Genomic DNA, 25,596 nt, shown 5'->3' on the forward strand with positions numbered 1-25,596 from the left:
CCTATCGTGGTAATACCAGCGACAGGGGACGACTCAAGGGGGTCGTCATGCTCGAAGAACTCCTCGTGGCCGCCGCGGCGGCCGCCTCCGCCGGCGCCGTGTACGTCGTGGCCGCCGCCCGAGTCGTCAAGCAGTACGAGCGGGGCGTGGTCTTCCGGCTGGGCCGCCTGCGCGGTGCCCCCAGGACTCCCGGGTTCACCATGGTCGTCCCCGGCATCGACCGCATCCGCAAGGTCAACATGCAGATCGTGACGATGCCCGTCCCGGCCCAGGAGGGCATCACCCGCGACAACGTCACCGTCCGCGTCGACGCGGTCGTCTACTTCCAGGTCGTCGACGCGGCGAACGCGGTCGTCCAGGTCGAGGACTACCGCTTCGCCGTCTCCCAGATGGCCCAGACCTCCCTGCGTTCGATCATCGGCAAGAGCGACCTCGACGACCTGCTCTCCAACCGGGAGAAGCTCAACCAAGGCCTGGAGCTGATGATCGACAGCCCGGCCGTGGAGTGGGGCGTCACCATCGACCGCGTGGAGATCAAGGACGTCTCCCTCCCCGACACCATGAAACGCTCCATGGCCCGCCAGGCCGAGGCCGACCGCGAACGCCGGGCCCGCATCATCAACGCGGACGCGGAGCTGCAGGCGTCCAAGAAGCTCGCGGAAGCCGCCCAGCAGATGTCCGAGCAGCCCGCCGCCCTCCAACTCCGGCTGCTGCAGACGGTGGTGGCGGTCGCCGCGGAGAAGAACTCCACCCTCGTCCTGCCCTTCCCGGTGGAGCTGCTCCGCTTCCTCGAACGAGCCCAGGCAGGCCCCCCGCCGGGCCCGCCGCAACCGCCCCGGGCGCCCTCCCCGCCCCCTGCGTCACAGCCCCCGCCGACCGAGTGACACGGGGGCGATTCCTCCGCTTCCCTCCCTGCGCGTGGTTCACGTGGCCGTGACCGCGTGATACACACAGGCGGGTCACATCCTGTCCGCCAACAGGAAGGTCCCCCCATGTCAGTGACCCGCCGTCAGGCCCTCGCCCGTTCCGGCGCAGGCATCGCAGGCATCGCGTTCACCGGAGCCCTCTCCGAACTCTTCGCGGGCTCGGCCGCCGCGCAGAGCGACCTCGGCCACTCCGGCTACGGCCCCCTGATCCCCGACCCGAACGGTCTGCTCGATCTGCCGAAAGGTTTCCGCTATCAGGTCCTCTCCCGCGAGGGCGACGCCCTGCGTTCCGGCGAGGGCCTGGTCCCCAGCAACCACGACGGCATGTCCGCCTTCTCCGGCAGACACGGGCGGGTCCACCTCGTCCGCAACCACGAGAACCGTCACACCGGCCGCATCCCGGTCCCCACGGTCGAGGGCCTGACCTACGACCCGACGGCCAAGGGCGGCTGTACGTCCCTGACGCTCGATGCCCGCGGCAAGGTCCTCGCGGAGGGCGTCGCCATCGCCGGCACGGCCGTCAACTGCGCGGGCGGGCCCACCCCTTGGGGCACCTGGCTGACTTGCGAGGAGAACGAGGACAAGGCCGGCACCAACGGCTACACCAAGGACCACGGTTTCATCTTCGAGGTGGACGCGGCGGACCCGCGCCGCTCGGGAGCCGTGCCCCTGACCGCGATGGGCCGCTTCCAGCACGAGGCGGTCGCCGTCGACCCCAGGCGCGGCGTGGTCTACGAGACGGAGGACGCCTTCGAGCGTCCCTTCGGCCTCTTCTACCGCTTCCTGCCCGAGAAGCCCAAGGGCGGCCTGGGGTCACTCCGCGCGGGCGGCCGGCTCCAGGCGATGCGGGTCCCCGGCGTGCCGGACCTGTCCCCCATCCAGGACACCGGTGCCTGCTTCGAGGGCATCGAGTGGGTGGACGTCCCCGACCCCCTGGCCGCCCGGACGGCCATCCGGCACCAGGACTTCGGCCCCAAGGGCATCACCCACGCGCAGAAGCTCGAAGGCTGCTACTGGGGCGGGCGCTGCGTGTACTTCGTCTCCTCCTTCGCCCGCAGCTCGGACGGCTCGGCCGCCGACCACTACGGCCAGATCTGGCGCTACGACCCCGACCACCGCACCCTCACCCTGGTGATCGCCTTCGGTCCCGACACCGACCTCCAGCTCCCGGGCGAGTCCCCCGACAACATCTGCCTCGCCCCCTCCGGCGGCCTCATGGTCTGCGAGGACGGCAACGGCGCGCAGCACGTCTACGGTGTCACCCGTCGCGGCGAGGTCTACGCCATGGCCCGCAACGCCCAGAACATCGGCACCCCGGAAGAGCCCGAATGGGGCGAGTTCGCCGGCGTCACGTTCTCCCCCGACGGCCGGACGATGTACGTCAACTGCTACACCCCGGGGACGACCTTCGCGGTGACCGGGCCGTGGCGCCGCACCTGACCCGAGCCGCGCGGAGCCGAGGGGAACGCGCATGTACGGCACGTCGCCGTACATGCGTGTTCGATGGACAGTACGCGTAACCGTTGGTGACGCTGGGTGAGTTGATCGTGGGGAGATCCGACTCACCCGGAGGTGGCCGAGCATGAGCGTCGACTGGGAACCCGACCCGTCCGACAGTCTGAAGACGTTCGGGGCGTTCGTGCAGGCGCTGCGGGAGCATCACGGGCACACGAGGGAGCAGTTCGCGCCGTTGGTGCGGTTCAGCGTCCACACGGTCGCCTCGATCGAGCTGGGCAGGCGGATGGCGGACGAGGTGTTCGTGGAGCGGGCGGACGAAGTGCTGGGCGGGACGGGGGCGTTGCTGAGGGCGGGCAAGCATCTGTCGCGCCAGCCGGGGCTGGCCTCGTGGTTCCGGAAGTGGGCGCGGCTGGAGGGCCAGGCGGTCAGCCTGAGTACGTACGAATGCCGGTTGGTACCGGGGCTGTTGCAGTCGGAGTCGTACGTGCGGGCGGTGTTCGGGGAGAGCATCCCTCCACTGGCCGACGAACAACTCGAAGCGCAGGTGAGGGCCCGCGCCGAGCGGCAGCGCCTGCTGCGCGAGCGCCCCAACACCTCGTTCAGCTTCATCATCGAGGAGGCCGTCGTGCGACGCGAGTTGGGCGGTCCCAAGGTCACGCGCGGGATGCTCGACCATCTGTTGGAGCAGATGCGGCTCCGGAACGTCGTCGTGCAGATCATGCCGCTGAGCAGCAGGCACCACGCGTGTCTCGACGGCCCTGTAAGGCTGGTCGAGTTGCCGGACGGACGTCGACTCGCGTACTCCGAGGGTCAGCAGAGCGGCCGTCTGATTTCCGACGGGAATGAGGCCCGCCTGCTCAACCAGCGATATGCGACACTGCGCTCGCAGGCCCTCAGCCCGGCTGATTCCGAGGGACTACTGGAGCGAATGCGAGGAGCGTCATGAGCAGGTCGGAACTCGCCTGGTTCAAGAGCAGCTACAGCGGGACCCAGGGCGACGACTGCGTAGAAGTCGCCACCCTCCCCTCCGCCGTCCACGTCCGTGACTCCAAGGTCCCCGGTAGCCCGGAGCTGGTGCTGTCGACCGCCGCCTGGGAGCCCTTCGTCACCCAGGCGGGTGACTTCGTGCCGGACTCCCTGTCGTTCGGCAGCTGAACCGACGGTCCGCAGACCCCACCGCCGTACGTTCGTACGGTGATCAGTCCTGTACGAAGAATCACCGCGCTCTGTGCGATCGGCGCGCTCGGCGCCGCCCTCGCCGCCTGTGGCACCCCGCAGGCCTCGACGCGCATCGTCAACGCCACCGCCGTCCCCTCCCCGGCCACGGTGTCCCGTCCGCCCACGCTCGCGCCGGGCCCGGCCGGGCTGACCCCGGTGTTCGAGCACGGCCCGCGGACGGCGGCGGACAAGACCGTCGCGCTCACCTTCGACGCGGACATGACCGCGGACCAGGGGGGCAGGGCCGCCGCCGGTGAACGGTTCGACAATCCCGAGCTGATCGCGGCACTGCGCCGACTGCGGGTTCCGGCCACCCTGTTCATGACAGGGCGGTGGGTCGAGGAGTACCCGATCCAGGCGCGGTCCATCGGCCGGGACCCCCTCTTCGAGGTGGCGAACCACTCGTACAGCCATCACGCCTTCACCGAGGACTGCCACGGCCTGCCGACCATGGCGCCGGGGCGTATGCGGGCCGACCTGGAGCGTGCCTACCGGGTGTTCCGTGAGGCGGGGGTGACGGATCCGATGCCGTACTTCCGGTTTCCCGGCGGCTGCTACGACAGCCGTGCGCTGCGCAGGATCGGCGCGTCCGGGGTGACGGCGGTGCAGTGGGACGTGGTGAGCGGGGACGCGTTCGCGACGGACGCGGACGACGTGGTGCGGCAGGTGCTGGACGGGGTGCGGCCGGGTTCCGTGGTGGTCATGCACTGCACGCGCAGTGCCGCGCCGGTCACGGAGCGGGCCGTGCGGAAGATCGTGCCGACGCTCCGGGCACGCGGGTTCCGCTTCGTGAAGGTGTCGGAGCTGGTCGGGACGACCGCGGCCACGGCGGCGAAGGGGGACGGGACGTACGCCCGCAGGATCCCGCGGGGCTGAGAGGCGCGGGGCACGGCGCCCCGGTCCGCCCTCAGCCCGGCCGTTCTACGCTGGAAGGATGAGCAACCACCGCGGAGCCGAAGAGACGACCGCGGCTCAGGGGCCCGCCCCTGCCGCGGACGACGCAGAGCCCTTCGCCGAATGCGTCCTGTGCCGCAAGCCCACCGAGTACCCGGAGTCCCACAAAGGGATCACGCTCTGCCCGGTATGCGAGTGGCGGGAAGCCGAGCGGACCGCCTGTTCAGGCTGAGCGGCGGGTGGTCAGGGCGCACGCCACGGCGGTCGCGGCCGCCGTGAGCAGACCGGCCGCGATCAGGGGCAGGACGGGGACCGGGACGGCCGCCCGCCGCGAGCCTTCGACCAGGGCCGTGACCGCGATCCGGGCCGGGGAGCCGGCCACGACCAGGGCCAGCAGCGCGCCCAGCAGCAGGGCCGGCACGGCCCGGCCGGGCGAGCGCAGCAGCGGCCAGTTCGTGAGCGCGCCGACGGCCGTGCCGAGGAGGGCGCAGGCGAGCGCGGCCAGCAGGCCGGCGCCCGCCGCGGGGAGCGACTCGACGCGCGTCTGGTGGTCCGTGCTCGTGGGGGCGCTGATGAGCGTGACGAGGACCGTGGCCGCCGTCCCGAGAAGCGCGGCCGCCGAGAACGCCACCAGGACGCAGGCCAGGTGCGCCCGGCCGGGTCCGGCCGCCGCGCCCGTACAACTGCGGGCCGCGGGCGGCTCGTTGGTGACACAGATCCGCATCAGCCAGGCGGAGACGGGCAGCAGCGCGGCGGCCGTGTAGCCGAGCGAGTCGAGCACCGGCTGCCCCTTCTGCACGCCGATGGCGAGGAACGCCGCGTACAGGATGACGGGCGGGAGCCAGCGCTGGGAGCGGACGAGGAGCGCCGCCTGGTAGCGGAGGAGCGCGTTCATCAGGCGGGTTCGCCTTCCAGTGCGGGTTCCGGTGCGGAGTCGGGCGCGGGGCCGGGTTCCGGTCCGGTCCGGGACACGGGCGCCGGACCCACGCTCACCACATGCCAGGGCGGGCGGGCCTCCAGCAGCGCCCTGAGCAACGCGTCGGAGGCCGCCGCCGGGACGGTGAACCGGTGCGTCCCGGAGCCTCCTTCCTGGACTCTCGTCGCCAACTTGCTTGCTTGCTGCGGGACTTGCCGCCCTGAAGCCGCCCGCGCCTCGACCACGACAGTGGCTTGGGCGTCGGCATCGGCATCGAGTGCGACCGGGGTGCCGTCCGCCCGCACCCGTGAACTTCCGCTCCCCTCCCGGAGAGCGAGCGCGCCCCCGACCACGGCGTAGGTCGCGTCCGGCGCCCCCGCCAGCCGCCCCGGATCGTGGTCCACGAACACCACCGCGGCCCCGGCGGCGGTCCGCTCGACGACCACGCGCTCCAGCTCCTCCCGGGCGTCGGCGTCCAGACCGGTCCACGCCTCGTCGAGGACGAGCAACTCCGGCGCGGCGAGCAGGGCCTGCGCCACGGCGACCTTCTGGCTGCTGCCCTTGGACAGTTCCCCCATGGGCGTACGGGCGTACTCGGCGGCGCCGAACCGCTCCAGCCACTCGGTGGCGGCGTGGGCCGCGGCCGGGCGGTCGAGGCCGTGGACGGCACCGAGGTGGGTGAGGTACTCGGCGGCGGTGAACGGCAGCGCGGCGGGGAAGCGTTCGGGGACGTACGCCGTGCGCGGGCGCCCGGTGGCCCGGCCCACCGTGGGAGCGTCGAGCCCTGCGAGGACGCGGAGCAGCGTCGACTTGCCGGTGCCGTTGGCGCCCTCGACCCGGGTCAGGGTGCCGGGGGCGATCTCCAGGTCGACGTCGCGCAGCACCCAGGGGCCACGGAATCCGTAGCGGCGGCCGACACCTTCCAGCCTCAGCAATAACTCACGTTCCATGACCCCATCCTCGTACAGACGGGCGAATGCGGGTCGGGGTAGGGCCGATTCAGCCTGGCAGACTGGGCGGGTGACCACGAGCGACCCGATCCCCGACCCCGCCCCCGCTGCCTCCTCCGCCGCCGCCCAGGACAGCCCCTTCCGGGATGAGCGGACCTTGCGCGACGAGGGGCCGCAGTTCGTCCTGCCCCTGGTCGCGCGCATCGAGCGGGGGGCGCCGCCGGCGCGCACGGACGCGCTGGAGACGGCGGCGCGGGCGGTGCTCGTGATGCTGAGCGACGCGCGGTCGCTGGGCGACGGGGAGTGGGCCGACGCGATGCGGAGCTGGCAGGACGCCCGGATCCGGAAGGTGGTCCGGCGGGCGCGGGGCGCGGAGTGGCGGCGGGCCGAGGCGCTGCCGGGGATCACCGTGGCGGGCAAGTCGGCGGAGGTGCGCGTCTTCCCGCCGGTCCCGCTCGACGGCTGGCCCAAGGACCTGGCCCGCCTCCAGGTCTCGGGCACGGACCTCGACGACCCGGAACCGCCGGCCGGGCCCGACCCCGCCGCGCCGGTCCTCTGGCTGAACCCCGGGGTGGAGATGTCGGCGGGCAAGGCGATGGCCCAGGCCGGCCACGGCGCCCAGCTCGCCTGGTGGGACCTGGACGCCCGGGCCCGGGCCGCCTGGCGGGACGCGGGCTTCCCCCTCGCGGTGCGCACCGCCGCGCCGGCCGACTGGGAGACCCTCGCCGCCTCCGGCCTCCCCCTCGTCCGCGACGCCGGCTTCACCGAGGTCGCCCCGGGCTCCAGCACGGTGGTCGCGGACCACAGGCCCCTGCACACCTGAACCCCGGGCCCCTTGTGTGCCTACGGCCGCTCAAGGACGAAAAGCACGGGGCGCAGCCCCTGCTTTTCAGGGGCGCGGGGAACTGCGCGCGAGAAGCCCCCACCGGCCCGCAGCCGCCCAGCCCGCCCTCGCCGTCAGCACCGCCCCGCCACCGGACAGCCGCCCCGCCCCCGGTTCGGGCCCCGGCCCGCACCGGTCCGCGCCCCACTATCGTTTCCGCCTGAGCCGGGGCTCCTCACGCGGTTCGAAGGCCGTTGAACAACTCCGCCACCTTGCACGTATCTTCCGGCACTGGCCAAGCAACTGCCCCAACGACCAGTTGGCATCATCCGGGAGGATCACCTTGCCGCGTTTCAACGGCTCGCTCATCGCCGGCCTGGCTCTCGTCGTCACCGTAGGCGCACTGGCGTTCCCCGTATGGTCCTACGCCGACCGCTCGGGCACCGCCCAGGCCAACATGGCCGCCAGCTCGGTGAACACCCAGTGGGGGCCGCTGACGGCCTCCGACCGGGATCTGATCATGCGCGTCCGGCTGGCGGGGCTCTGGGAGCTGCCCGCCGCCGAGAAGGCGATGGCGCGGTCGAAGAGCGCCAAGGTGAAGGAGGCGGCCGACCACCTGATCGTGGGCCACAAGGACCTCGACGAGCGGGTGCGGGCCGTGGCGACCCAGCTGGGCGTCGAGCTGCCGAACGTGCCGAACGAGCAGCAGCAGGGCTTCCTCCAGCAGATGGACAACGCGACGGACGACCAGTTCGACCGGGTGTGGGCCAACCTGCTGCGCTCCGCCCACGGCAAGATCTTCCCGGCCATCGGGACGATCCGGAACCAGACCGAGAACACCCTGGTGCGCAAGCTGGCCTCGGACACCAACCAGACCGTGCTCGACCACATCACGATGCTGGAGAAGACCGGTCAGGTCGACTTCGACGCGATCGCCAACGGCACGATCTGACCCGCCCCCGGCCCCCGGCCCCGCCCCGAGCGGAGGCCAGGGCCCCCGGGCACACCCAGCGGTCACCCCCGCACCCACAGGCAACAGTCAGACCCCAACGTTCAGTTGGTTTCCTCCCGGAGGCTCTTTTGCGACGCTCCAAGGGCTCAGTCCTCGTCGCCCTGGCGATCGCCGGCACGCTCACCGCGGTCGCCTATCCCATCTTCTACTCGTACCCCAACCGCAACGCGACGGCCGCGGCCGCGCTCACCGGTGACACGGTGACCACGCAGTGGGGGCCGCTCACCCCCGGCGACCGCGACCTGCTCATCCGCGTGCGGCTGGCGGGCCTGTGGGAGCTGCCGGCCGGGCAGCAGGCCCTGGAGCGCAGCGGCAGCAAGTCCGTCCGGGAGGCCGCGGACCACCTGATCAAGGGCCACACCGACCTGGACAAGCGGTCCCGGATCATCGCGGCCAAGCTGGGCGTCGAACTGCCGAATCAGCCGACGGCCGAGCAGCAGGGCTTCCTGGACCAGATGACCGCCGCCAAGACCGAGGCGGACTACAACAAGGTCTGGGCGAACCTGCTGCGGACCGCCCACGGCAAGATCTTCCCGGCGATCGCCTCCGTGCGGAACTCCACCCGCAACACGCTGATCCGCCAGCTGGCCTCCGACGCCAACCAGACCGTGCTGGACCACATCACGATCCTGGAGGCGACCGGCGAGGTCGACTTCGCGACCATCGCGCAGAACTCGGTCACCGGTACCGCGAGCCCCAGCGGCCCGCCGCCGCCCGTCCCCGGCCAGGTGCCGCCGGCCGCGCCCCCCGCCCTGCCGTCCACCAACCCGGACACCGAGTCGAAGCCGTCGCCCTTCGAGTCCGTGGTGCCCACCGGCCGTCCGGACCCGGAGGAGATCAACAAGGACCAGGGCCAGCCGGCGATCCAGTAGCGGGCTCGGCGCACGGCTCAGGGAAAAGCTCAGCGGAAAGCTCAAATGTTGCTCTGAAGGTCCCCTCCCAGGGGTTCGGTCCCGTGTCCCGGGGCCATGACTCCGTCACACCGCAGCACAGGTCCGCCGTGAGGAGACGCACAGGGTCTGGTGAAGCCGTGGCCGACGTGACCGTGGAGGGGACGATGGAGCAGATCGCACAGTTGGGGACGGGGATCGGCTGGCGGCCGGAGATCGCCGACGCCGTCGAGCGCATGGCGGGGTCGGGCGGTGTCGACTGGGTCGAGGTCGTCGCCGAGAACGTCTGTCCCGGCCATGTGCACGAGTCGCTGCTGCGTCTGCGCGAGCGCGGCGTGACGGTGGTGCCGCACGGGGTCTCCCTGGGCCTCGGCGGCGCCGACCGCCCCGACGAGCAGCGCCTGCGCTCCCTCGCCGAGCGCGTGGAGACACTGGGCGCCCCCCTCGTCACGGAACACATCGCGTTCGTCCGGGCCGGGGGCGCCCTCACCGCGTCGCCGCAGCTGGAGGCCGGGCACCTGCTGCCGGTGCCCCGCACCCGGGACGCCCTGGACGTGCTGTGCGAGAACGTCCGCATCGCCCAGGACGCGCTGCCCGTTCCGCTCGCGCTGGAGAACATCGCCGCCCTGATCAACTGGCCGGGCGAGGACATGACCGAGGGGCAGTTCCTGTACGACCTCGTCGACCGCACCGGCGTCCGGCTCCTCATCGACGTGGCGAACCTGCACACCAACCACGTCAACCGGGGCGAGGACCCGGCGAAGGCGCTCGACGAGCTGCCGGTCGAGGCCATCGCGTACGTCCATGTCGCGGGCGGCTTCGAGCGGGACGGTGTCTGGCACGACAGCCACGCCCACCCCGTCCCCCGGCAGGTCCTCGACGTCCTCGCCGACCTCGCCTCCCGTGTGACCCCGCCGGGCGTCCTGCTGGAGCGCGACGACAACTTCCCCGAGCCGGTCGAACTGGAGCGGGAACTGGCGTCGATCCGGGACGTGCTGGAGAAGACCGAGGTGCGCGGCTCCGGGACGAGGACGCCCGCCACCGGGACGGCGTCCGCCGCCGAGGCCGAGCCCGCCGCTCGGCAGCGGCTCGGGCTCGGGCAGGCCGCGCTGCTGTCCGCGCTGGTCGCCGGGACGCCGGTGCCCGAGGGGTTCGACCGGGTACGGCTGGGTGTGCAGGCGCGGTCCCTCGCGGCCAAGCGGGCGGACGTCGTGGCGAAGGTGGCGCCGGAGCTGCCGGAGATCCTCGGCTCGTCGTACCGGCCGACGTTCGTGGCGTACGCGCAGGGCCACCCGATGACCGACGGCTACCGGCGCGACGCCCTGTCCTTCGCCGAGCACGTGCTGCTGACCGGCCGCCCCGCCGACGCGGACGTCCTGCGCGAGGTGCGCCACTGGTGGCTGGAGCGCTCGGGCCCCGCCCCGCTGTCCCGGCGCCCCGCGGCCCGGCTGGCCCGCGCCACCCGCAGGGTGCTGCTGCGCCGCTGAGCCGGGGCGCCCGTCCCGAATGTGCTGCGATTAACAGACCCGGGTCCCCCACACGGGTTTACCGTCGCGTGTGACCCGTTTGGGGCCGATTGATCCGGCGCTTCGCGTATCCGGTTCCGCACACTTTGCCCCCTCCTCAACCGTTCCTCCGCATACGGCAGTTGGTGCGGACCGGGCAGTAACATACCGGTCCGTAGGCCGACAAGCACCCGCCGCGCATCAGCGTGCGGTGCCGCGAGCAGGAGACGCCATGCGAACCACCAGGGGCAGGGGAGGACTCTTCAGTGGTACAGGAATCATCGTCGCCGGACTGACGGCGACACTCATCGCGCTGGTCTTCCCGGTCTGGTCGTACGCGGACCGCTCCGGCACCGGCGTCAGCGTGCTCAACGCGACGACCATGACGACGCGGTACGGTCCGCTGTCCGCCCTGGACCGGGACTTCATCACGAAGGTCAGGCTGGCCGGGCTGTGGGAGCTGCCCGCCGGACAGCAGGCCGAGACCAAGGGCACCACCGAGGCCGTACGGACCGCCGGCGAGCATCTCATCGAGGGGCACACGTTCCTCGACGCCCGCGTCCGCGACGTCGCGGCGCGCCTGAACCTGCCCCTGCCGAACCAGCCGAACGACCAGCAGAAGCAGTGGCTGGCCACCCTGGACGCGGCGCGGGGCGAGACCTACGACCACGAGTTCGCCAACATCCTGCGGCTGGCGCACGGCAGGGTCTTCTCCGTGGTCGCCCAGGTCCGTGCCACCACCCGCAACTCCCTGGTCCGGGCCCTCGCCGACGACGCCAACACCACCGTCCTCGACCACATCACGGTCCTGGAGGCCACCGGCCTCGTCGACTACGACGCGATCGCCCGCGACACCGCCTCCGCGAGCGCCCCGCCCCTGACCGGTTCCCCGGCCCCGCCCCGCGAACCGGCCGGCCCCGGCTCCCCGGTCCCGGTGACACCCTCCCCGTCCCGGCCGGAGACAGCCCCGTCGGCCTACTCCCTGCCACCGGCCGCCAACGGGCCCTCGGACGACGGCTGACGCTCCGCACGTCACCCTGCGGCCTGGCAATTGCGGGCCGAGGCGGCGTACAAACGGGCGAGACCGGGAACCTTCCCTCAGGTTTCCGGACAACGCCCGCCTCCGGTCGGGGCGGGCGCGTAGAAACACGCCATGCTCTGGGTCCTCTTCCTCCTCCTGGCCTGGGCCGCCGCCGGCGTCTCCTGTGCCCGACTCTGCCTGGCCTCACTGCGGGCGGCTGCCGCCGCCGGTGACATCCGGGCGGACCACGTCCACCACTGCCACCGGCTCACCCTGTACGAGGCGGCGTTCCTGTCCGGCGGCCCGGCGCGCGTCGCCGACCTCACCCTCGTCGCCATGGCCCGCCAGCGCCGACTCCTCCTCGCCCACACCGGGTGGGCCACCGTCGTGGACCCGGAGGGCCGGGACGAGATGGAACGTGCCGTCATCGGCGCGATAGGCCCCGGCGGACAGTCCCGGATAGCGCCCGTACGCCGGGCCGCCGCGGCCGCCGAGTCGGTCCGGCACCTCTCCGACCGGCTCGTCGCGGCGGGGCTGGCCGTACCGGACGCCGCGCGCACGGGCGTGGCCGACGCGGTCACCCAGGTACGGGGGGCCGCGCTCGGCGTGTGCGGCCTCGGGGCGCTGGCCCTGATGCTGCCCTCGCAGGGGTTCGCCGAACACCGGGCGCTGGTGGCGCTGTGGTTCGCGCTGCCGCTGGTGCTGACGCTCAGCTGCCTGGTCATCGCGCGGGTCGAGGGGCCGCCCGGCGCGCGGTGGGCGTCGCCGGAGGGGACGCGGGTGCTGAAGGCCGTACTGGGACGGAACGGGGGCGATGTCCCGGACCTCGTCTCGGTGGCCGTCCGGGGCGTGGGGGCGGTGGAGTCCCCCGAACTGCGGGCGGCGTTCGAACAGCGGTGACACCGTCGGGGCACGCGGCGGCGACACCCTCCGCCGGTGCTTTACATTCGCCCCCTTCCATACCAAACATCCCTTTGTCGCTGTCGTGCTTCGGAGGGATTCGCCATGCGGGCTGCCGTTCTCCATGTGACCGTCGCGGCGGTGCTGCTGAGCGGTCTCGTCGCCGCTCCCCCCGCCGCGGGAGACACGCTCACCGGCCCGGTGGCGCGGCGGGCCGCGGACGAGGGCATCCGGTTCGGGAAGTGTCCGGTGGCGGAGGGTCTGCCGGACGGGGTGCGCTGCGGGACGGTGAAGGTGCCGCTCGACTACGCGCGCCCGAACGGCAGACAGATCTCACTGACCGTCAGCCGGGTCCGGGCCAAGGGCAAGGACGCCCAGGGCCGGAAGGTGGCCCGGCAGGGCGCGCTCGTGTTCAATCCGGGCGGCCCGGGAGCCTCCGGGATGTTCTTCCCGCTCCTCGGCTACCTGCCGGACTGGAAGCGGCTCGGCGCCGCCTACGACCTCGTCGGGTACGCCCCGCGCGGGGTCGGCCGCTCGGCGCCGCTGTCCTGCCGGGACCCCAGGACGCTGCGCCAGGGGCCCTCGGCGGCGCCCGCCCACCCCTCGGAGGCGTACAAGAAGGAGCGGATCGCGCGCGCCAAGGCGTTCGCGCGCGGCTGTGCGCGGCGGGGCGGGAGCGCGCTGCGGCACTACCACTCCCTCAACAACGCCCGCGACCTCGACGTCCTGCGCGCGGCTCTCGGCGAGCTGCGGCTGACGTTCGTGGGGGCGTCGTACGGCACGTACTTCGGGGCGCTGTACGCCTCGCTGTTCCCCTCCCACGTGCGCCGGATGGTCTTCGACTCGGTGGTGAACCCGGACCCCGAGCAGATCTGGTACCGCAACAACCTCGACCAGTCGGCCGCGTTCGAGGGACGCTGGGCGGACTTCCGGTCCTGGGCCGCCCGGCACCACAGGGTGTACGGGCTGGGTGACACCCCCGAGAAGGTGCTGCGCGGCTACGAGCGGGCGGCGGCACGGCTGGCGGCCCGGCCCGCCGGGGGCAGGGTGGGACCGGGACAGCTGCACGGTGCGTTCCTCCAGGCCGCGTACTACGACGACCTCTGGCCCCAGCGTGCCCTGGCGCTCTCCGCCTATCTCAAGGGCGATCCGAAGCCGCTGGTGCAGATCGCCGGCCCGTCCCCGGAGGCCGCGGTGGAGCAGGAGAACACGAGCGCCGTCTACACGGCCGTCGAGTGCAACGACGGCCCCTGGCCCACCGATTGGCGGGTGTGGGACCGCGACAACACACGGCTCGCGCGCACCGCGCCCTTCGAGACATGGGACAACGTGTGGGCGAACCTGCCGTGCGCGTACTGGAAGGGGCCGCGTCAGCAGCCGCTCGACGTGCGCACCGGACCCGGTGAGCTGCCGCCCACGCTGATCCTGGCGGCCGAGCGGGACGCGGCCGCACCGTACGACGGGGCGATCGCGCTGCACCGGCGGCTGTGGGGTTCGGTGCTGGTGACCGAGCGGGACGCCGGCAACCACGGGGTCGGCTGGGGGGCCAACCGTTGCGTCAACGGCTACCTGGAGGCGTACCTGCTGGAGGGGCGGCTGCCGGAGCGGCGCGCGGCGTGCGGACCGCGTCCGGAGCCCGCCCCCGCGCGGGGCACGGCCGCCGGGACACTCCGGGCCGTCGGCGGCTGACGGCCCGGCCGCCCGGACGACGGCCCCGCGCGGCGGCGGCTACGCCAGACCCGCGACCAGCTCGGCCACCGACTTCCGGCGGCCCGTGTAGAACGGCACCTCCTCGCGGACGTGCATCCGGGCCTCCGAGGCACGCAGGTGCCGCATGAGGTCGACGATGCGGTACAGCTCGTCGGCCTCGAAGGCGAGCATCCACTCGTAGTCGCCCAGCGAGAACGACGCGACGGTGTTGGCGCGGACGTCCGGGTAGCCGCGGGCCATCTTGCCGTGGTCGGCGAGCATGCGGCGACGGTCCTCGTCGGGCAACAGGTACCAGTCGTAGGAGCGCACGAAGGGGTAGACGCTGACGTAGTCGCGGGGCGTCTCGTCGGCGAGGAACGCCGGGATGTGCGAGCGGTTGAACTCGGCGGGACGATGCAGGGCCATGTTCGACCACACCGGGGTGAGCGCGCGGCCCAGCCTCGTCCGCCGGAAGAGGTTGTACGCCTCCTGGAGCTGGTCGCTGGTCTCGGCGTGCCACCAGATCATGAGGTCGGCGTCGGCGCGCAGGCCCGACACGTCGTACGTGCCGCGGACGGTCACGTCCTTCGCGGCGAGCTGGTCGAACAGCTCCTGGACCTCGTCGGCGTAACCGGCACGGTCCTCCGGCAGCACGTCCTTCAGCTTGAAGACGGACCACAGGGTGTAGCGGATGACCTCGTTGAGGTCCTTGGCCAGCTTGCCCTTGTTCGGGATCCGGCCGGGCTCGGTGGTGGGGGCGACGTCGCTCATGGCCCTATTCTCCCGCTCCGCCGTGGAGGCTCCGCACCGGGTCGGCGGTGAGATCCCGCAGCGCGCGCAGGTCGCCGTGGATCCGGTCCGCGGCGGCGTCGGCGCTCGCGACGCAGGCCGGGACGCCGACACCGTCGTAGGCCGCTCCGCAGACCGCGAGGCCCGGCAGCTTGCCGAGGTGCTCGCGGACGCGCGCCACGCGCGCGTGGTGGCCGACCGGGTACTGGGGCAGGCCGTCGTCCCAGCGGGTGACGCGGGTCTCGACGGGGGCGGCGGTCAGTCCGGTGGCCTCGCGCAGGTCGGTCCTCGACACGTCCACGAGGTGGGCGTCGTCGTGGTCCAGGATCGCCGTCTCGCCGTACCGGCCGACCGAGGTGCGCAGGATCAGCAGGTCCGGGTTCTCGTCGGCGATCCAGCCCCACTTCTGGGAGGAGAACGTCGACGCCTTGATCGTGCGGCCGTCGACCGGCGGCACCAGGAAGCCGCTTCCCTCGGGGAGGGTGAGGCCGGCCCGGCGGTAGGCGAGGGTGACCAGGGCCATCGAGGCGTACTCCACGCCCGCCAGTTCCGCGGCGGCCTCGGGGGCCTCGGCACCGAGCAGGGCGGCGGCGACCGGGGCGGGAGCGGCCAGGACCACGGCGTCGGCGCGCAGGACACGCTCCTGCCCGCCGCTGCCCGTACCGCCGGTGACGACACGCCAGCTGCCGGACGCCTCCCGGCGCAGCTCGGTGACGGGCGCGAGGGTGCGGATCTCGGCGCCGCGCGCCCGCACCGACTCGGCCACGGCGAGCGGCAGGCGGCCGATCCCGCCCTCGATGCCCATGAAGACCGGTCCGGTCTGCTGGGCTGCGGCGGCACGCTCCTGGATGCCCCGGACGGCCTCGGTGAGGGAGGTGTGGGTCAGCGCCGCCTGGAAGAGCTGGGGTACGGCCGAACGCATCGAGATGCGGTACGCGTCGCCCGCGTAGACACCGCCGAGCAGGGGTTCCACCAGGCGGTCGACGACCTCGCGGCCGAGGCGGGCCGCCACGTACTCCCCCACCGCCACGTCGTCGCCGACCTCGGTGCGCGGCAGGTCGGCGTCGCGCTCGATCCGGGCCAGGCCCTCGTCGGACAGGACGCCCGAGAGCGCGGACGCGGTGCCGGGGACCCCCATGACATGGCCCTTGGGCATGGGCCGCAGGGCGCCCCGGGTCCACAGCGAGGCCGAGGCGGTGGCCGGCGGCAGGAGCCGGTCGGCGAGACCCACCTCGCGCGCGAGGGCGACGGCCTCGGGCCGGCGGGCCAGGATCGACTCGGCGCCGAGGTCGACGCGCGCGCCCGCGATCTCGCCGGGCAGCAGCTTGCCGCCGACCCGGTCCGTGGCCTCCAGGACGGTCACTCTCGCGCCCCGGTCCAGCAGCCTGTGCGCGGCGGCCAGCCCCGCGATGCCGGCCCCGATGACGACGACGTGCCCGGCGCCGCGCCCGGCGTCCGTACCTGATCCGCTCATGGTTCCAGCCTCTCAGACGTCACGGAGCGTCATGACGCCGGTCCTGCCCCCGCCTCCCCTTTTGACCGGTCGCCCCCGTGGCCCCGCCGAGTCCCGACCGTGACCGCTTCGGGACCACCGGCAGCCAACGTTCCGTCCCCCTCGGGCGTCGAAGGGTCGTCAGCAGTGCGGGCGGACCCACGCCCGCCACGACCCTCGGGGGGTACGCCGCAATGGCCCACACACACGTACGACGTTCCCGGCGGCCCGCGGGGGCTCTCGCCGCCCTGTTCCTCGCGGGAGCCCTGGCGCTCACGGGCTGCTCCGACCCCCGGGACGGCGGCGGTTCGAACAGCAAGGAGGCCTCCGACACCACCAACTCGGGCACGTCCGCCTCCCGGCAGAAGGGAGCCCTGAACGACGAGAGCGGCAGCAGCTACAGCGAGCAGGGCGCCGCCGACGCGCCGGTCAAGATCACGCCCAGCCACATCATCCGCACGGCCACCCTGACCGTACGGGTCAAGGACGTACCGGCGGCCCTGGACGAGGCCCGCACCGCCGTGGAGACCGTGGGCGGGTTCGTGGGCAGCGAGTCCACGACCCTCGACGGCAAGGACCGTGAACGTACCCGGGTCGTCCTGCGCGTGCCCTCGGAGAAGTACGAGCAGGTCCTCGGGGAACTGGAGGGCACCGGCAAGCTGATCGAACGCAAGGAGAAGGCCGAGGACGTCACCGACCAGGTCGTCGACGTGGACAGCCGGATCAAGACGCAGCGGGCGAGCGTGGCCCGGATCCGTGAGCTGATGGACCGGGCGGGCAAGCTCAGTGACGTGGTCACCCTGGAGGGCGAGCTGAGCAGCCGGCAGGCCGACCTGGAGTCCCTGCTCGCCCAGCAGAAGTCCCTGAAGGACCGTACGAGCCTCGCCACCATCACGCTCTCCCTGTCCGAGACCGCGGTGAAGAAGGCCGCGAAGGCCGACGACGAGCCGGGCTTCCTGGACGCGCTGGCGGGCGGCTGGAACGCGTTCGTCGCCGTGTTCCGCTGGCTGGCCATGGCCCTCGCCGCGATCCTCCCCTTCGCGGTGGTCACCGCGATCGTGGTGTTCCTGTGGCTGCGCCTCACCCGCACCCGCCGGCCCGCCCCGGCGGCGGCCACGGCGGGCACCGCGAGCTCGCTCCCGGCCGCCGCGCCGCAGACGGAGGAGCGGGAGGAGGAGCGGGGGCAGGACTGACGGCCGGCAGGGCGGAGGGCGGGGTCGCCGACGGGCGCGGCCCGGACGGCTGCGCCGTACCGAAATGCCGCGCCCCCGTAGCGTGTTCCCATGAACATGAGCCGTACTGAAGAACGTTCCCGGGAGCGCCTGGTGGTCGTCGGGGGCGACGCGGCGGGCATGTCCGCCGCGTCCCAGGCCCGCCGGCTGCGGGGGCCCGAGGAGCTGGAGATCGTGGCGTTCGAACGGGGCCACTTCACCTCGTTCTCGGCGTGCGGCATCCCCTACTGGGTGGGCGGCGACGTCCCCGAGCGCGACCGGCTCGTCGCCCGCTCGCCCGAGGAGCACCGGGCCCGCGCCATCGATCTGCGGATGCGCACGGAGGTCGTGGAGATCGATGTCACGGGTGCCCGCGTGCGCGCGCGGGACCTCGACGCGGGCACCGAGTCCTGGACCTCGTACGACAAACTCGTCATCGCGACCGGCGCCCGGCCGATCCGCCCCGACCTGCCCGGCGTCGACGCCCCCGGAGTGCACGGCGTACAGACCCTGGACGACGGCCAGGCCCTCCTGGACACCCTGGCCGCCACCGAGGGCCGCCGGGCGGTGGTCGTCGGCGCGGGCTACATCGGCGTGGAGATGGCCGAGGCGCTCATCAACCGGGGGTACGAGGTCACGGTCGTCAACCGGGGCGGCGAGCCCATGTCCACCCTCGACCCGGACATGGGCCGGCTGGTGCACAAGGCCATGACGGGCCTCGGCATCACGATGGTCGACGACGCCGAGGTCACCGCCCTGCGCACCGGCGCCGACGGCCGGGTCCGGGCGGTCGCCACGAAGGACGCCGAGTACCCGGCGGACGTGGTGGTCCTGGGCATCGGCGTACGCCCGGAGACCACGCTCGCGCGGGCGGCGGGCCTGCCCGTGGGCGACCACGGCGGCCTGCTGACCGACCTGGCCATGCGGGTCCGGGGCCACGAGAACATCTGGGCCGGCGGCGACTGCGTCGAGGTCCTCGACCTGGTCTCCGGCAGCCTGCGCCACATCCCGCTCGGCACCCACGCCAACAAGCACGGCCAGATCATCGGCGCCAACGCCGGCGGCGGGTACGCCACCTTCCCGGGTGTCGTCGGCACCGCCGTCAGCAAGGTCTGCGACCTGGAGATCGCCCGCACCGGCCTGCGCGAGAAGGACGCCGACCGGGCCGGCCTCCAGTACGTCACCGTCACCGTCGAGTCCACCAGCCGCGCCGGGTACTACCCCGGCGCGGCCCCGATGACGGTGAAGATGCTCGCCGAACGCCGCACCGGCCGGCTCCTCGGCGTCCAGATCGTCGGCCGGGAGGGCGCGGGCAAGCGCGTCGACATCGCGGCGGTGGCCCTCACCGCCGGTATGACGGTGGAGCAGATGACCGCCCTGGACCTCGGCTACGCCCCGCCCTTCTCCCCGGTCTGGGACCCGGTCCTGGTGGCGGCGAGAAAGGCGACGGCGGCGGTCAGGTCGGACAGCGCCTAGTCAGGTCGGACCGAGTCCGGGGAGGCCAGGGCGTGTCCGGGAGACCGGGGCGTGTCCGTCACACGGCCGACGTGCCGGTGATGCGGTCGATGGCCTGCCGTGCCTGTTCCGTCGGCGGGCGGGACGGCAGCGAGGACACCGACGCCGCCGACGTCACCGCGGCCGGCTGAGCCGTCGGTGCCGCCGCCGGCTTCGCGTGCGCGGCCGCCGGCCGGGCCGACCGCAGCCGGTGGCTCACCGCCTCGTCCAGGGTCACCGGCCGCTGCATCCGCGCCGCCAGCCGCCCGGCCTCCTGGCCGAGCGCGGCGACGTCTTCCCAGGGCAGCCGCACCACCAGCGAGATCTCGGCCTCACCATCGGGGGTGGCGTGCATCGCCGGGGTCACTCGGTCGTTCATCGCCTGTTCCTCACGTAGATCCGCGGTTGAGGAGTCATACGCACCACCCGCCCCGCACGTTCACCAGGGCCGGAGCCGAGGCCCGTGCCACCGCCGGGCGGGCTGATTCCGGCCCCCCATCCCGGGCACAAGTCCGGTGTGGTCATCCCCGTGCACGACGTGAACCCCGTGAGCCGCACGCCCTACGTGACCTACGCGCTGATCGCCGCGAACGTCTTCTTCTTCGTCTTCATGCCGGGTCTGGCCGGTTCCGTCCCGGGCGACGGCGAACTGGCCCGGCTGTGCCACACCCAGGCGTTCCTGGAGCAGTACGCGGCAATACCGGCGGAGTTGATCCGTCATCAGCTGCCGCACCTGGTCCCCACCGGCGAACTCGCCCCGTCGGGCGGCTGCGCGCTGGGTCCGCCGACTTACGACAAGTCGCCCGCGCTGTCCGTCCTGACCGCGCTGTTCCTGCACGCGGGCTGGCTGCACCTACTGGGCAACATGATCTTCCTGCTGATCTTCGGCACCACCATCGAGGACCGGCTGGGCCGCGTACGGTTCGCCCTGTTCTACGTGGCCTGCGGCTACGCGGCGTCGTACGGCTACGCCTTCGTCAACGCCGACTCCACCGACCCGCTGATCGGCGCGTCCGGGGCGATCGCCGGTGTCCTCGGCGCGTATCTCGTCCTCTACCCGAAGGCCAGGGTCTGGGTTCTCGTCCCCTTCCTGGTCTTCCTGCCGCTGAGACTGCCCGCCTGGCTGGTGCTGGGCTTCTGGTTCGTGCTCCAGGCGTTCAATTCGTCCGGCGAGGGCGTCTCCGACGTCGGCACGGTCGCGTACGCGGCCCATCTGGTCGGTTTCGTGGCGGGCATGCTGCTCGCCTGGCCGCTGCGCCCCGGCACCCCGCCCCCGCCCGAGCCGCGCGGCCTGCTGTTCGGCAGGCGGGCTCGGCCGGGCTGGTGAGGGGCCTTCGCAGTTCAGCGGGAATCCTTGCAACCGCGTCACCGTGAGGTCCCTGACCTGGGACACCGGCGCCCGTACCGCCACCGTCGAGCTGACCTCGGACATCGACCAGGACATCACCTTCGTGCGCCGACGCGGCATCTCCTCCGTCAGCACGACGGCGAGCGTGCAGGCGTCCTCGCTCGGCAACCACGCCCGCGTCGTGACGCTCACCGCGGGGGCCGCCGCCCGGACGCTGCTGCCCGACTACGACGGATCGTTCCGGCTGTCCAACGTCAACAGCGGCAAGGTGCTGGACAGCCCGGGAAGCTCCACCACCGCCGGCACGGCTCTGGACCAGTGGTCGGACACCGACACCGCCAACCAGTGGTGGAAGCTCGTCCCTGCGTCCACCAGCGGCCACCACCGCCTGGTCGACGTCAGGAACGGTCTGTGCGCGGGCGTGCGCGGCAGCTCCGTGGACAACGGCGCGAAGATCGTCCAGTGGCCGTCCGCCGCCGGCCACAGCCAGGAGTGGCAGCTCGTCGGCGTGTGACGGGCGCACGGATCCATCCCGTCACCGACGGGGATGGATCCACCTCGCCGGGAGTGCGACAGCGCCGAGCGCCTAGCGAGCCGTGCGCGTGTGGACGTACTCCACCAGGCGGGTCAGGGCGTCCGGGTCGGTGCTGGGCATGACGCCGTGGCCGAGGTTGAAGACGTGGCCCTCCAGGCCCGCGGCGCTGTCGAGGACCTCGCGGGTCTTGGCCTCGACGGCCTCCGTGCCGGCGAACAGGACGGTCGGGTCCAGGTTCCCCTGGAGCGCCTTGCCGGGGCCGACGCGGCGGGCGGCCTCGTCGAGCGGGACGCGCCAGTCGACGCCGACGACGTCCGCGCCGGCCTCGCCCATGAGGCCCAGCAGCTCACCGGTGCCGACGCCGAAGTGGATGCGCGGGACGCCGTACCCGGCGACGGCGTCGAAGACCTTCGCGGAGGCGGGGAGCACCGAACGGCGGTAGTCCGCCGGGGCGAGGGCACCGGCCCAGGAGTCGAACAGCTGGACGGCCGAGGCGCCCGCCTCGATCTGGACCCGGAGGAACGCGGAGGTGATCTCGGCGAGGCGGTCGAGCAGGTCGGCCCACAGCTCGGGGTCGCCGTACATCATCGCCTTGGCGTTCTCGTAGGTGCGGGACGGGCCGCCCTCGACGAGGTAGCTGGCGAGGGTGAAGGGGGCGCCGGCGAAGCCGATGAGGGGGGTCTCCCCCAGCTCGGCGGTGAGCAGCCTGATCGCCTCGGTGACGTAGGAGACGTCCTCGGGGGTCAGGTCGCGGAGCTGGGCGAGGTCGGCGCGGCTGCGGATCGGCTTCTCGACGACCGGGCCGACGCCGGGCTTGATGTCGAGGTCGATCCCGATGGCCTTGAGGGGGACGACGATGTCGCTGAAGTAGATCGCCGCGTCCACGTGGTGTCGGCGGACCGGCTGGAGGGTGATCTCGGTGACCAGCTCCGGCCGCATGCACGAGTCGAGCATTCCGATGCCCTCGCGCACCTTCAGGTACTCGGGGAGCGAGCGCCCGGCCTGCCGCATGAACCACACCGGTGTGTGCGGCACGGGCTCACGCCTGCACGCCTTCAGGAAGGCCGAGTTCTCGACGGCGGCGCGGGTGGCGGTCGGCTGGTGGCCCGAGGGGCTGACGTTGGCACTCACGAGGCAAAGTCTCCCACGCCCGTCCGGCGCCGGCGGCCGGGGCCGTGGGCGAGCGGGACGCGCTCCTCCCCGGTCGCCGTTCCCGGGCCCAGGGGCGGCCTCCGTTCGCTGAGCGCGATGCGACAGTGACCCAGCGCACGGGTGTCTTGCCCTGCGCCGAGGCCCGGTTCCCCTTACTGTTCCGGCATGGCTGCGGCTCAGGGACGACTGTCGGACGACGCTGGCGGGATGGACGACGCGAAGGAGGGGGAGCGCGATGCGGGCAGGACGGCACCGGCTCCGTTCCGCTCCGCCGTCGAAGCGCTGCGGGCCACACGGCTGCGGCCGGAGATCGAGATCGAGTCGACCAAACCGCCGCAGCGGCTCGCCCCGTACGCGTACGCCCTGGAGGCCGCGGTCGTCGAGGGCGACGAGGACCTGGCCGACGGCCGTCTGGTGCTGCTGCACGACCCGGCCGGGCACGAGGCCTGGCAGGGCACCTTCCGGCTGGTGACGTTGGTCCGGGCGGAGCTGGAGCCCGAGATGGCGGCGGATCCCCTGCTGCCGGAGGTCTGCTGGTCGTGGCTGACCGGGGCACTGCAGGCCCGGGGCCTGTCGTACGGGGAGCCGAGCGGGACGGTGACGCGCGCGAGTTCGCACTACTTCGGCGGGCTGGCGACGCGGCCGGCCGCCTCGCAGATCGAGATCCGGGCCTCGTGGACCCCGCGCGAGGTGCTGGGCGGCGTTCCCGACACCGCCGCGCATCTCGCCTCGTGGTGCGATCTGCTCGGCCAGATCGCGGGGCTCCCTCCGGCGGTGGACCCCGGGGACGCGGCGGTGGTGACGCTGCCGCAGCGACGCGGGCCGCAGACCCGCTGACCCCTCCCCGCCTGCCGCTCGACCCCCAGGACCGTGCTCCACGGAGCACGGTCCTTTTCTGCGTGCGAGCAACCGCACCGACCATCACACCGGCCGCCCCCGTCACTTTGTCGATACGGCCACTTTCGGCCTCGTATCGACGTGAAGCGACACCGTTCGGTCTTCGAATGATCGAAGACGTGTCCGAATTGCACGGATTGTTACTCACTAAATCGTGATCATTCTCTAAAGGAGCAGAGGTTTGGTGCCGAAGACCTCTGTGACCTTGAAAGCACGGTTCGTCCCGGCTTCGACCCCACGAGCCCGGCGAATCAGCCCCCCGTCCCGCACCCAGGAGGCCTGGTGTCCGTTCTCCTCGAGCAGCCCGCAAGCCTGGTCGCCTACCGTCCGAACAAGCCGACCGCGATGGTGGTGGTGGCCGACCCACGGGTCCGGTCCACCGTCACCCGGCACCTGTGGGCCCTCGGGGTCCGCGATGTCATCGAGGCCTCGTCCATCGCCGAGGCCCGTCCCCGCGTCGGCAACCCCCGCGACATCTGCATCGCGGACGTTCACCTGCCGGACGGTTCCGGCCTGACCCTCCTCTCCGAGACCCGCGCGGCGGGGTGGCCCAACGGCCTCGCCCTCTCCGCGGCCGACGACATCGGCGCCGTACGCAACGCCCTCGCGGGCGGTGTGAAGGGATACGTCGTCACCGGCACCCGTACCAACATCGGACTGCCCACCCGCCCAGGTGCCGCTCCCATCGGCTCCGCCGCCCGAATGCACCGCCGCCCCCCGGGAGCCCCGAGCCACCCGGGCGGCTACCGGGAGCTGTCGGGCCGCGAGGTCGAGGTGCTGCGCCTGGTCGCCGAGGGGCAGTCCAACAAGGCGATCGGCGTCTCCATGGGCCTGTCCGCGCTCACGGTCAAGAGCCACTTGGCCCGAATCGCGCGCAAGCTCGGCACCGGCGACCGCGCCGGAATGGTGGCGGTGGCCCTGCGCACCGGGATCATCCACTGACACCGGGTGCACGGCGGCAGGACACCGCGGACACGGCGCCAGGAAAGGGCCGAAAACAACCATCGATGCCCAGCTTCTCCCGGTTCGCCGGAAACATTCACTGACACGTGTGATACGTGACTGGTTTACGCCCCTGGATGGCCCGTCGGCGGAACGTTCCGTCGGCGGGCCATGTCCATACACGGATACCCTTGACAGGTGACCGACGCCCAAGAGACCGCAGCAGACAGGACCCTGCGAACCACCGGAGGCGCCCCTCCGGACGACGGCGGATCTTCTGAAGCGGGGGCGCCGATCCCTTTGCTGGAGCCCCGGGAGGGCATTCCGGCCGTCATCGCCGACGAGTCCTCGCTCGCCGCGGTGATCGCCGCCTTCGCCGCCGGCTCCGGCCCCGTCGCCGTGGACGCCGAACGCGCGTCCGGTTATCGCTATGGCCAGCGCGCCTATCTGGTGCAGCTGCGCCGCGAGGGCGCGGGCACCGCGCTCATCGATCCCGTCGCCTGCCCCGACCTCTCCGGCCTCGGCGAGGCGCTCTCCGGCGTGGAGTGGGTGCTCCACGCCGCCACCCAGGACCTGCCGTGTCTGCGCGAGATAGACATGGTCCCGACGCGGATCTTCGACACCGAGCTGGCCGGGCGGCTCGCCGGGTTCCCCCGGGTCGGCCTCGGCGCGATGGTCGAGGGCGTGCTCGGCTACGTCCTGGAGAAGGGCCACTCCGCGGTCGACTGGTCGACCCGCCCGCTGCCCGAGCCGTGGCTGCGGTACGCCGCGCTCGACGTGGAACTCCTCGTGGACCTGCGGGACGCCCTGGAGAAGGAGCTGGACCGGCAGGGGAAGCTGGAGTGGGCCCGCCAGGAGTTCGACGCGATCGCCTCCGCGCCGCCCGCGGAGCCCCGCAAGGACCCGTGGCGGCGTACGTCCGGGATGCACAAGGTGCGCCGGCGGCGGCAGATGGCGGTCGTGCGGGAGATGTGGGAGGCGCGGGACCGGATCGCCCAGCGGCGGGACGTCTCCCCGGGCAAGGTGCTGAGCGACGCGGCGATCGTCGAGGCGTCCCTGGCCCTGCCGGTGAACGCAGCTGCGCTGGCCGCGCTGAACGGCTTCGGGCACCGGATGGGCCGGCGCCAGCTGGAGCAGTGGCAGGCGGCGGTCGACCGGGCCAGGGCACTGCCGGACTCCGCGTTGCCGGCGCACGGGCAGCCCGTGACCGGGCCGCCCCCGCCGAAGGCCTGGGCCGACAAGGATCCCGCGGCGGCGGCCCGGCTGTCCGCCGCGCGGGCCGGGGTGTCCGCGCTGGCCGAGCAACTCAACATGCCGCAGGAGAACCTGATCACCCCGGACACGGTCCGCCGGCTGTGCTGGGAGCCGCCGAGAACGTTCGACGCGGAGGCGGTGAGCGCGGTGCTCACGGGGTACGGGGCGCGGGCCTGGCAGGTGGAGCTGGTGACGCCGGTGCTGGTCGGGGCGATGTCCGCGGTGGCGAAGGCGAAGGAGTCCTAGGCCGTCCCGGGCCCGTGCCGTCACGGCGGGGGAG

The 25,596-nt window shown here is 72.8% G+C and carries 26 protein-coding genes; 20 read left to right on the forward strand and 6 right to left on the reverse strand.

Going from position 1 to position 25,596, the window contains the following annotated elements; genetic code table 11:
• Positions 1–47 precede the first annotated feature (47 nt).
• The 6 genes from ACFU5F_RS09985 to ACFU5F_RS10010 all read left to right on the forward strand — a co-directional run bounded on the left by ACFU5F_RS09985 (position 48) and on the right by ACFU5F_RS10010 (position 4,728).
• Complete coding sequence (locus ACFU5F_RS09985; protein ID WP_383884554.1) at positions 48–884, forward strand: slipin family protein; 837 nt, start codon at positions 48–50, stop codon at positions 882–884.
• A gap of 108 nt (positions 885–992) precedes the next feature.
• Positions 993–2,366, forward strand: coding sequence for a PhoX family protein (locus ACFU5F_RS09990; protein WP_383884556.1), 1,374 nt, complete (start codon positions 993–995; stop codon positions 2,364–2,366).
• Between the two features lie 142 nt (positions 2,367–2,508).
• Positions 2,509–3,330: a helix-turn-helix domain-containing protein gene (locus tag ACFU5F_RS09995; RefSeq protein ID WP_383884559.1), complete on the forward strand. Its 822-nt coding sequence runs from the start codon at positions 2,509–2,511 to the stop codon at positions 3,328–3,330.
• Entirely contained in the window at positions 3,327–3,539 is a 213-nt protein-coding gene (locus ACFU5F_RS10000) for a DUF397 domain-containing protein (protein WP_383884561.1), read from the forward strand. The genes ACFU5F_RS09995 and ACFU5F_RS10000 overlap by 4 nt, the downstream gene beginning before the upstream one ends.
• 39 nt (positions 3,540–3,578) lie before the next feature.
• Positions 3,579–4,478, forward strand: coding sequence for a polysaccharide deacetylase family protein (locus ACFU5F_RS10005; protein ID WP_383884564.1), 900 nt, complete (start codon positions 3,579–3,581; stop codon positions 4,476–4,478).
• Positions 4,479–4,536: 58 nt separating this feature from the next.
• The gene (locus ACFU5F_RS10010) at positions 4,537–4,728 is read left to right on the forward strand and encodes a hypothetical protein (protein ID WP_383884567.1); all 192 of its coding nucleotides are present in this window, start codon (positions 4,537–4,539) and stop codon (positions 4,726–4,728) included.
• On the opposite strand, the gene ACFU5F_RS10015 is transcribed toward ACFU5F_RS10010, so the two are convergent.
• Positions 4,720–5,391, reverse strand: a complete 672-nt coding sequence (locus tag ACFU5F_RS10015) for an ABC transporter (RefSeq protein ID WP_383884570.1) — start codon at positions 5,389–5,391, stop codon at positions 4,720–4,722. The genes ACFU5F_RS10010 and ACFU5F_RS10015 overlap by 9 nt on opposite strands.
• Entirely contained in the window at positions 5,391–6,362 is a 972-nt protein-coding gene (locus ACFU5F_RS10020) for an ATP-binding cassette domain-containing protein (RefSeq protein ID WP_383884572.1), read from the reverse strand. Before ACFU5F_RS10020 ends, ACFU5F_RS10015 begins: the two co-directional genes overlap by 1 nt.
• 70 nt (positions 6,363–6,432) lie before the next feature.
• On the opposite strand from ACFU5F_RS10020, the gene ACFU5F_RS10025 reads away from it, so the two are divergent.
• The 7 genes from ACFU5F_RS10025 to ACFU5F_RS10055 all read left to right on the forward strand — a co-directional run bounded on the left by ACFU5F_RS10025 (position 6,433) and on the right by ACFU5F_RS10055 (position 14,202).
• Positions 6,433–7,185, forward strand: a complete 753-nt coding sequence (locus ACFU5F_RS10025) for a peptidyl-tRNA hydrolase (protein WP_383884575.1) — start codon at positions 6,433–6,435, stop codon at positions 7,183–7,185.
• 343 nt (positions 7,186–7,528) lie between these two features.
• Positions 7,529–8,137, forward strand: coding sequence for a DUF4142 domain-containing protein (locus ACFU5F_RS10030; protein WP_383884578.1), 609 nt, complete (start codon positions 7,529–7,531; stop codon positions 8,135–8,137).
• Positions 8,138–8,265: 128 nt separating this feature from the next.
• Positions 8,266–9,069: a DUF4142 domain-containing protein gene (locus ACFU5F_RS10035; protein WP_383884580.1), complete on the forward strand. Its 804-nt coding sequence runs from the start codon at positions 8,266–8,268 to the stop codon at positions 9,067–9,069.
• A 185-nt stretch (positions 9,070–9,254) separates the two neighbouring features.
• Entirely contained in the window at positions 9,255–10,574 is a 1,320-nt protein-coding gene (locus ACFU5F_RS10040) for a DUF692 domain-containing protein (protein ID WP_383884746.1), read from the forward strand.
• A gap of 250 nt (positions 10,575–10,824) precedes the next feature.
• Complete coding sequence (locus tag ACFU5F_RS10045) at positions 10,825–11,613, forward strand: DUF4142 domain-containing protein (protein WP_383884583.1); 789 nt, start codon at positions 10,825–10,827, stop codon at positions 11,611–11,613.
• 132 nt (positions 11,614–11,745) lie between these two features.
• Entirely contained in the window at positions 11,746–12,513 is a 768-nt protein-coding gene (locus ACFU5F_RS10050; protein WP_383884586.1) for a TIGR04222 domain-containing membrane protein, read from the forward strand.
• A gap of 105 nt (positions 12,514–12,618) precedes the next feature.
• Positions 12,619–14,202, forward strand: coding sequence for an alpha/beta hydrolase (locus ACFU5F_RS10055; protein ID WP_383884588.1), 1,584 nt, complete (start codon positions 12,619–12,621; stop codon positions 14,200–14,202).
• Between the two features lie 39 nt (positions 14,203–14,241).
• On the opposite strand, the gene hemQ is transcribed toward ACFU5F_RS10055, so the two are convergent.
• Both hemQ and hemG read right to left on the reverse strand, forming a co-directional pair.
• Entirely contained in the window at positions 14,242–14,973 is a 732-nt protein-coding gene (gene hemQ, locus ACFU5F_RS10060) for a hydrogen peroxide-dependent heme synthase (RefSeq protein ID WP_383884591.1), read from the reverse strand.
• Between the two features lie 4 nt (positions 14,974–14,977).
• Complete coding sequence (hemG, locus tag ACFU5F_RS10065) at positions 14,978–16,465, reverse strand: protoporphyrinogen oxidase (RefSeq protein ID WP_383884594.1); 1,488 nt, start codon at positions 16,463–16,465, stop codon at positions 14,978–14,980.
• Between the two features lie 212 nt (positions 16,466–16,677).
• Here hemG and ACFU5F_RS10070 point away from each other — a divergent pair, with 212 nt between their 5' ends.
• Complete coding sequence (locus tag ACFU5F_RS10070; RefSeq protein WP_383884596.1) at positions 16,678–17,676, forward strand: DUF4349 domain-containing protein; 999 nt, start codon at positions 16,678–16,680, stop codon at positions 17,674–17,676.
• 90 nt (positions 17,677–17,766) lie between these two features.
• Positions 17,767–19,170, forward strand: coding sequence for an FAD-dependent oxidoreductase (locus tag ACFU5F_RS10075; protein ID WP_383884599.1), 1,404 nt, complete (start codon positions 17,767–17,769; stop codon positions 19,168–19,170).
• A gap of 58 nt (positions 19,171–19,228) precedes the next feature.
• Here the strand turns inward: ACFU5F_RS10075 and ACFU5F_RS10080 are convergent, their stop codons facing one another.
• The gene (locus ACFU5F_RS10080) at positions 19,229–19,567 is read right to left on the reverse strand and encodes a hypothetical protein (RefSeq protein WP_383884602.1); all 339 of its coding nucleotides are present in this window, start codon (positions 19,565–19,567) and stop codon (positions 19,229–19,231) included.
• Positions 19,568–19,705: 138 nt separating this feature from the next.
• Between ACFU5F_RS10080 and ACFU5F_RS10085 the strand changes: the two genes are divergently transcribed.
• Positions 19,706–20,515, forward strand: a complete 810-nt coding sequence (locus ACFU5F_RS10085; protein WP_383884605.1) for a rhomboid family intramembrane serine protease — start codon at positions 19,706–19,708, stop codon at positions 20,513–20,515.
• Positions 20,516–20,558: 43 nt separating this feature from the next.
• Positions 20,559–21,050: an RICIN domain-containing protein gene (locus tag ACFU5F_RS10090; RefSeq protein WP_383884607.1), complete on the forward strand. Its 492-nt coding sequence runs from the start codon at positions 20,559–20,561 to the stop codon at positions 21,048–21,050.
• A 72-nt stretch (positions 21,051–21,122) separates the two neighbouring features.
• On the opposite strand, the gene hemE is transcribed toward ACFU5F_RS10090, so the two are convergent.
• A complete protein-coding gene (gene hemE, locus ACFU5F_RS10095) occupies positions 21,123–22,202 on the reverse strand; it encodes a uroporphyrinogen decarboxylase (RefSeq protein WP_383884610.1) in 1,080 nt (359 codons plus the stop codon).
• A gap of 228 nt (positions 22,203–22,430) precedes the next feature.
• On the opposite strand from hemE, the gene ACFU5F_RS10100 reads away from it, so the two are divergent.
• The 3 genes from ACFU5F_RS10100 to ACFU5F_RS10110 all read left to right on the forward strand — a co-directional run bounded on the left by ACFU5F_RS10100 (position 22,431) and on the right by ACFU5F_RS10110 (position 25,562).
• A complete protein-coding gene (locus tag ACFU5F_RS10100; RefSeq protein WP_383884612.1) occupies positions 22,431–23,060 on the forward strand; it encodes a DUF3000 domain-containing protein in 630 nt (209 codons plus the stop codon).
• Positions 23,061–23,402: 342 nt separating this feature from the next.
• Positions 23,403–24,062 (forward strand): LuxR C-terminal-related transcriptional regulator, encoded by a 660-nt coding sequence (locus ACFU5F_RS10105; protein WP_383884614.1) that lies wholly within the window; start codon positions 23,403–23,405, stop codon positions 24,060–24,062.
• Between the two features lie 198 nt (positions 24,063–24,260).
• Positions 24,261–25,562: an HRDC domain-containing protein gene (locus ACFU5F_RS10110; protein ID WP_383884616.1), complete on the forward strand. Its 1,302-nt coding sequence runs from the start codon at positions 24,261–24,263 to the stop codon at positions 25,560–25,562.
• Positions 25,563–25,596: the final 34 nt, after the last annotated feature.

It is taken from the genome of Streptomyces sp. NPDC057438 (genome assembly GCF_042802995.1).
GTDB lineage: Bacteria > Actinomycetota > Actinomycetes > Streptomycetales > Streptomycetaceae > Streptomyces.

Coding starts and splice junctions, on each gene's coding strand:
- ACFU5F_RS09985 (WP_383884554.1), top strand. CDS start 48: ATGCTCGAAGAACTCCTCGTGGCCGCCGCGGCGGCCGCCTCCGCCGGC.
- ACFU5F_RS09990 (WP_383884556.1), top strand. CDS start 993: ATGTCAGTGACCCGCCGTCAGGCCCTCGCCCGTTCCGGCGCAGGCATC.
- ACFU5F_RS09995 (WP_383884559.1), top strand. CDS start 2,509: ATGAGCGTCGACTGGGAACCCGACCCGTCCGACAGTCTGAAGACGTTC.
- ACFU5F_RS10000 (WP_383884561.1), top strand. CDS start 3,327: ATGAGCAGGTCGGAACTCGCCTGGTTCAAGAGCAGCTACAGCGGGACC.
- ACFU5F_RS10010 (WP_383884567.1), top strand. CDS start 4,537: ATGAGCAACCACCGCGGAGCCGAAGAGACGACCGCGGCTCAGGGGCCC.
- ACFU5F_RS10015 (WP_383884570.1), bottom strand. CDS start 5,391: ATGAACGCGCTCCTCCGCTACCAGGCGGCGCTCCTCGTCCGCTCCCAG.
- ACFU5F_RS10020 (WP_383884572.1), bottom strand. CDS start 6,362: ATGGAACGTGAGTTATTGCTGAGGCTGGAAGGTGTCGGCCGCCGCTAC.
- ACFU5F_RS10040 (WP_383884746.1), top strand. CDS start 9,255: ATGGAGCAGATCGCACAGTTGGGGACGGGGATCGGCTGGCGGCCGGAG.
- ACFU5F_RS10045 (WP_383884583.1), top strand. CDS start 10,825: ATGCGAACCACCAGGGGCAGGGGAGGACTCTTCAGTGGTACAGGAATC.
- ACFU5F_RS10050 (WP_383884586.1), top strand. CDS start 11,746: ATGCTCTGGGTCCTCTTCCTCCTCCTGGCCTGGGCCGCCGCCGGCGTC.
- ACFU5F_RS10055 (WP_383884588.1), top strand. CDS start 12,619: ATGCGGGCTGCCGTTCTCCATGTGACCGTCGCGGCGGTGCTGCTGAGC.
- hemQ (WP_383884591.1), bottom strand. CDS start 14,973: ATGAGCGACGTCGCCCCCACCACCGAGCCCGGCCGGATCCCGAACAAG.
- hemG (WP_383884594.1), bottom strand. CDS start 16,465: ATGAGCGGATCAGGTACGGACGCCGGGCGCGGCGCCGGGCACGTCGTC.
- ACFU5F_RS10070 (WP_383884596.1), top strand. CDS start 16,678: ATGGCCCACACACACGTACGACGTTCCCGGCGGCCCGCGGGGGCTCTC.
- ACFU5F_RS10075 (WP_383884599.1), top strand. CDS start 17,767: ATGAACATGAGCCGTACTGAAGAACGTTCCCGGGAGCGCCTGGTGGTC.
- ACFU5F_RS10080 (WP_383884602.1), bottom strand. CDS start 19,567: ATGAACGACCGAGTGACCCCGGCGATGCACGCCACCCCCGATGGTGAG.
- ACFU5F_RS10100 (WP_383884612.1), top strand. CDS start 22,431: ATGGACGACGCGAAGGAGGGGGAGCGCGATGCGGGCAGGACGGCACCG.